The organism is Streptomyces sp. UNOC14_S4 (assembly GCF_020740835.1).
Lineage (GTDB): Bacteria > Actinomycetota > Actinomycetes > Streptomycetales > Streptomycetaceae > Streptomyces.
This window is the reverse complement of the sequence record NZ_JAINFC010000508.1, coordinates 1-5298: the sequence shown is the minus strand read 5'-3', so window position 1 is coordinate 5298 and position 5298 is coordinate 1. Positions and strand designations below refer to the sequence as shown.

Annotated in this window: 4 protein-coding genes; all 4 read right to left on the bottom strand. The window is 72.7% G+C overall.

Annotated elements, in window-relative coordinates:
- The coding region (locus K6I34_RS30765) for a DUF6350 family protein (protein ID WP_229330988.1) at positions 1–1415 on the bottom strand (1415 nt) is incomplete at its 3' end.
- A 351-nt stretch (positions 1416–1766) separates the two neighbouring features.
- Positions 1767–2651, bottom strand: coding sequence for a succinate--CoA ligase subunit alpha (sucD, locus tag K6I34_RS30760; protein ID WP_229330986.1), 885 nt, complete (start codon positions 2649–2651; stop codon positions 1767–1769).
- Positions 2652–2671: 20 nt separating this feature from the next.
- Positions 2672–3847: an ADP-forming succinate--CoA ligase subunit beta gene (gene sucC, locus K6I34_RS30755; RefSeq protein WP_229330984.1), complete on the bottom strand. Its 1176-nt coding sequence runs from the start codon at positions 3845–3847 to the stop codon at positions 2672–2674.
- Between the two features lie 254 nt (positions 3848–4101).
- A complete protein-coding gene (locus K6I34_RS30750; RefSeq protein WP_229330990.1) occupies positions 4102–5259 on the bottom strand; it encodes a VWA domain-containing protein in 1158 nt (385 codons plus the stop codon).
- Positions 5260–5298 lie beyond the last annotated feature (39 nt).

Sequence of the window (5298 nt, the reverse complement as noted above, 5' to 3'; positions counted from 1 at the left end):
GGTCCGGACAGCCCGCCCGCCCCCGCCGCCTCCATGGACTCCAGGGCGGCCGCGACCACCGCGGCCACCGCCGCGGCCGCGGCCCGCCGCCGCGACCACCGCAGCACCAGCGCGCACGGCACCCCGATGACCGCCGTCCAGGCCAGCGCCGCGCCGCCCACGAGCCACCACGGAGGCCCGAACGTCGCGAGCTTGGCCCGCCCGAGCTCGCCGGACGCCACGTACGCCAGGAAGGCCGTCATGACCCCGCAGAGCACCGCGCCCAGTGCCGCCGTACCGGCCGTGCGGGCCGCCTTCGTATGACGGAGCAGGTCGGGGTCGCGCGGCACGGCCGCGTACGCGACCGACACGCCCGTCGCGACCGACAGCGCCGAGGCCACGACCAGCGCGGGCGTCCCGGCCGGGCCCGGCGCGGGGATCGCCACGAAGAGCGGGAAGCGCGGCAGCAGCGGGTAGCCCGCCACCCCGAGCGGGGCCACGACGCCGACCGTACCGACCATGAAGCCGGGGCCGAGCCCGTACGCCGCCGCCCAGACGACCGCGTTCGGCAGCAGCGCCACGCACAGCAGGATCACGGCGATGCGCCCGGACCAGGCGAAGGTCATCTGGAGCAGCGACTGCTGCGCCGTGCCCGCGTGCAGGGCGAGCGAACCGGCCAGCAGCAGCGCGCCACCGCCGAGCAGGGCGAGCGTGCCCGCCACGCCGGTCCGTACGACATCGTGCACCCGGGGGCGCGTGACCCAGCGCCGCACGCCGGGCGGAAGCGCCCCGAGCGCCCGCCGGGTGAGGGAGGGCCGGGCCGCGCCGGGGCAGCGTGCCGCCGCCCATGCCCCGATCCCGACGGAGGCACCCGCGAAGAGCGGCAGGTGCAGCAGGGCGCTCAGCGGATCCACCCGCAGGGGGCCCGACGAGGCGTAGAGCGAGGCGGCCCCGGCCACGAAGAGATAGCCGCCGAGCAGGGCCACGATCGCCTTGCGCGGCGCGAGCCCGGCGGAGCCCTCGGCAGAACCCGCGGAAGAGCCCGCGGCGGAACCCCCGGCAGGGACGTCACCGAACGGGACGTCACCGAGGAGGTCGAGCCCGGCGTACTCGGGCGGCTCGTCCCGTACCTCGTCCGGCGGCTCGTCCGTGGGGTCGAGGGTGTGCCGCGCGGCCCGGTAGAGCAGCCAGCTCGGCAGGGCGGTGAACAGCAGCGGCGTCAGGCCGATCGGCGCGGGCGTCCCGGAGAGCGTCTCGGTCCGCACGAGGTGCGCGCCGTGGGCGAGCAGCCACAGGGCCGCGGCGACGCGGAGCGCTGTCGCGGGGCCGCTGTCGGGGTACGGGGAGGAGATCCACAGCGACAGGACGCCCACGGCGAGCGTGCCGAGCCCCAGGCCCGCGGCGACCATCCCGCCGAGGAACACCGTGCCCGCCATGGGCGGCCCCGCGGCGGCGCTCCTGCTCCGCGCGGACAACGGCGGGCTGTGATCGGCATATTGGGTCACAAGGCCATGCTGCCAACAACATGGCATTCATACGGGTAGCAGGCAAATAGCCGTCGTGTCGCCCAAATACGTTTATGCACCTTTTCACCCAGAGGGCGCCCCGAAGGGGCGCGGGGAACTGCGCGCCCAGCCACACACAGCCCGCACCCGCGCACACAGCGCAAGACGCACCCCGGTAGGCGGGGCCCAGGACGGCCGAAGCGACAAAGGGCGTGGCCCCGCACCCCATGACGGGGTACGGGGCCACGCCCCGACGGTCCAGAACCGTCAGAGCAGTACGGCTCAGGCGGACAGCGCCGCGCGCGCCAGGCGGGCCGTCTCGGACGGCGTCTTGCCGACCTTCACGCCCGCGGCCTCGAGGGCCTCCTTCTTCGCCTGGGCGGTGCCGGAGGAACCGGACACGATCGCACCGGCGTGGCCCATCGTCTTGCCCTCGGGCGCGGTGAAACCGGCCACGTAGCCGACGACCGGCTTGGTGACGTTGGCCTTGATGAAGTCCGCGGCCCGCTCCTCGGCGTCGCCGCCGATCTCGCCGATCATGACGATCAGGTCGGTGTCGGGGTCGGCCTCGAACGCGGCGAGCGCGTCGATGTGCGTGGTGCCGATGACCGGGTCGCCACCGATGCCGACGGCGGACGTGAAGCCGATGTCACGCAGCTCGTACATCATCTGGTAGGTCAGCGTGCCCGACTTGGACACGAGGCCGATGCGGCCGGGCTTGGTGATGTCGCCCGGGATGATGCCGGCGTTGGACTGGCCCGGGGTGATCAGACCGGGGCAGTTCGGGCCGATGATCCGGGTCTTGTTGCCCTTCTCGCAGGCGTAGGCCCAGAAGGCGGCCGAGTCGTGCACCGCGATGCCCTCGGTGATCACGACGGCCAGCGGGATCTCGGCGTCGATCGCCTCGACGACGGCGGCCTTGGCGAAGGCCGGCGGCACGAAGACGACGGTGACGTCGGCACCGGTCTTCTCCATCGCCTCCTTGACGGAGCCGAAGACCGGCACGGCGGTGCCGTCGAAGTCGACCTCGGTGCCCGCCTTGCGCGGGTTCACGCCACCGACGATGTCGGTGCCGTCGGCCAGCATGAGCTTGGTGTGCTTCATGCCCGTGGCGCCGGTCATCCCCTGGACGATGACCTTGCTGTCCTTGGTGAGGAAGATAGCCATGGTTGTGGAGTCCTCGTCCCTTACTTCGCAGCCAGCTCGGCGGCCTTGTCGGCCGCGCCGTCCATGGTGTCCACGCGCTGGACCAGCGGGTGGTTGGCGTCCGACAGGATCTTGCGACCCAGCTCCGCGTTGTTGCCGTCGAGGCGGACGACGAGCGGCTTGCTGACGTTCTCGCCCTTGGCCTTCAGCAGCTCCAGCGCCTGGACGATGCCCTTGGCGACCTCGTCGCACGCGGTGATGCCACCGAAGACGTTGACGAAGACGGACTTGACGTCCGGGTCGCCCAGGATGATCTCAAGACCGTTGGCCATGACCTCGGCCGAGGCGCCGCCACCGATGTCGAGGAAGTTGGCGGGCTTGACGCCACCGTGGTTCTCACCGGCGTAGGCGACGACGTCGAGGGTGCTCATGACGAGACCCGCGCCGTTGCCGATGATGCCGACCTGGCCGTCGAGCTTGACGTAGTTCAGGCCCTTGGCCTTGGCGGCGGCCTCCAGCGGGTTGGCGGCGGCCTTGTCCTCCAGCGCCTCGTGCTCCGGCTGGCGGAACTCGGCGTTGGCGTCCAGGGACACCTTGCCGTCGAGGGCGATGACACGGCCGTCGGCGACCTTGGCCAGCGGGTTGACCTCGACGAGGAGCGCGTCCTCGGCGACGAAGGTCTTCCACAGGGTCACGAGGACCTCGGCGACCTGCTCGGCGACCTCGGCCGGGAACTTCGCCTGGGCGACGATCGCGCGGGCCTTCTCGATGTCGACACCCTTGTTGGCGTCGACCGGCACCTTGGCGAGCTTCTCGGGGGTCGTCGCGGCGACCTCCTCGATGTCCATGCCGCCCGCGACCGAGGCCATGGCCAGGAAGGTGCGGTTGGTGCGGTCGAGGAGGTACGAGACGTAGTACTCCTCGGCGATCTCCGGAGCGGTCTCCGCGATCATCACCTTGTGGACCGTGTGGCCCTTGATGTCCATGCCGAGGATGTCGGTCGCGCGGGCGACCGCCTCGTCCGGGGTCGCGGCGAGCTTCACGCCACCGGCCTTGCCACGGCCACCGACCTTGACCTGGGCCTTGATGACGGACTTGCCGCCGAGACGCTCGGTCGCCTCGCGGGCCGCCTCAGGCGTGTCAATGACTTCACCGGCCAGCACCGGTACACCGTGCTTGGCGAAGAGGTCCCTCGCCTGGTACTCGAACAGGTCCACGCGCGTCCGTCCCTTTTCCATGGATATCGCGGTTCGTTGTCTGCGCGGGCGTGCCGCGGGCCAGCGTGACGACGCGATCTTTGACGAGGGCGGCACACGTTCACCGTTGACGCGGCATGTCCGTCTCGCAGGTTATCCCCGAGGGGGGACCGTCCCTAAATCCCAGGTCACACTCCGGCCGTGATTACGCTCACAGATCGCACACGGCCCGCCACGGCCCGGGCCGCCTACGGAGGGTCACGTTCCGCTCCCGGTCAGCCCTCCGGGACGGGCAGGGGGCGCCCCTCCAGAGCCGCGGCCATCACCTCCGGGAAGAGGTCGGGGGTGCAGGCGAAGGCCGGTATGCCCAGGGCCGCGAGCGCCGCGGCACGGTCCCGGTCGTAGGCCGGGGCACCGTCGTCGGAGAGCGCGAGCAGCGCCACGAACCGCACGCCCGCGGCCCGCATCTCCGCGACCCGCCGGAGCATGCCGCGGCCCGTCCCGCCCTCGTAGAGATCACTGATGAGGACGACAACGGTCTCCGCCGGGCGGGTGATGCGCGCCTGACAGTGGGCGAGCGCCCGGCCGATGTCCGTGCCGCCGCCGAGCCGGGTGCCGAAGAGCACGTCGACCGGGTCCGCCAGCTGATCGGTGAGGTCGACGACGGCCGTGTCGAAGACGACGAGCCGGGTGTCGAGCGAGCGCACCGAGGCGAGGGCCGCGCCGAACACGGCCGCGTGGACGACGGAGGACGCCATGGAACCGGACTGGTCGACGCAGAGGATCACCTCTTTCCGCACCGACCCGGCCGCCCGCGCGTGCCCGACGAGCCGCTCCGGGACGACCGTGCGGTGGGCGGGCAGATAGTGCTTGAGGTTGGCGCGGATGGTGCGGCCCCAGTCGACGTCCCCGTGCCGGGGGCGGCGGGCGCGCGCCGACCGGTCGAGCGCACCGCCGACGGTGGTCCGGGTGCGCTGCGTCAGCCGCTCCTCCAGCTTCCGCACGACCTGGCGAACCACGACGCGGGCGGTGGTCCGGGTCGTCTCGGGCATGACCTTGCCGAGCGTCAGGAGCACGCTCACGAGCTGCACGTCCGGCTCGACGGCCGCCAGCATCTCCGGCTCCAGCAGCAGCGCGGACAGCCCGATCCGGTCGATGGCATCACGCTGCATCACCTGAACGACGGACGCCGGGAAATACGTGCGGATGTCCCCCAGCCACCGCACCACGTGGGGGACGGACGGACCGAACCCGCCTCCCGCGGCGCCCGGCCCCTGCCCCGGGCCCGGGCGCGAGCCCAGGCCGGTGCCCGGGGCTCCGTAGAGCGCGTCCAGCGCACGGTCGATGACGGCGTCCTCCCCGCTGAGGCCCCAGCCGTCGCCGGGGCGTCCCGCCCGGCCCCCGTCCCGGAGGACGAGCCGCCAGCGACGCAGCCGCTCGGCGTCGGGGACGGGGGCCGGGCGGGACGCCCC

Coding starts and splice junctions, on each gene's coding strand:
- sucD (WP_229330986.1), bottom strand. CDS start 2,651: ATGGCTATCTTCCTCACCAAGGACAGCAAGGTCATCGTCCAGGGGATG.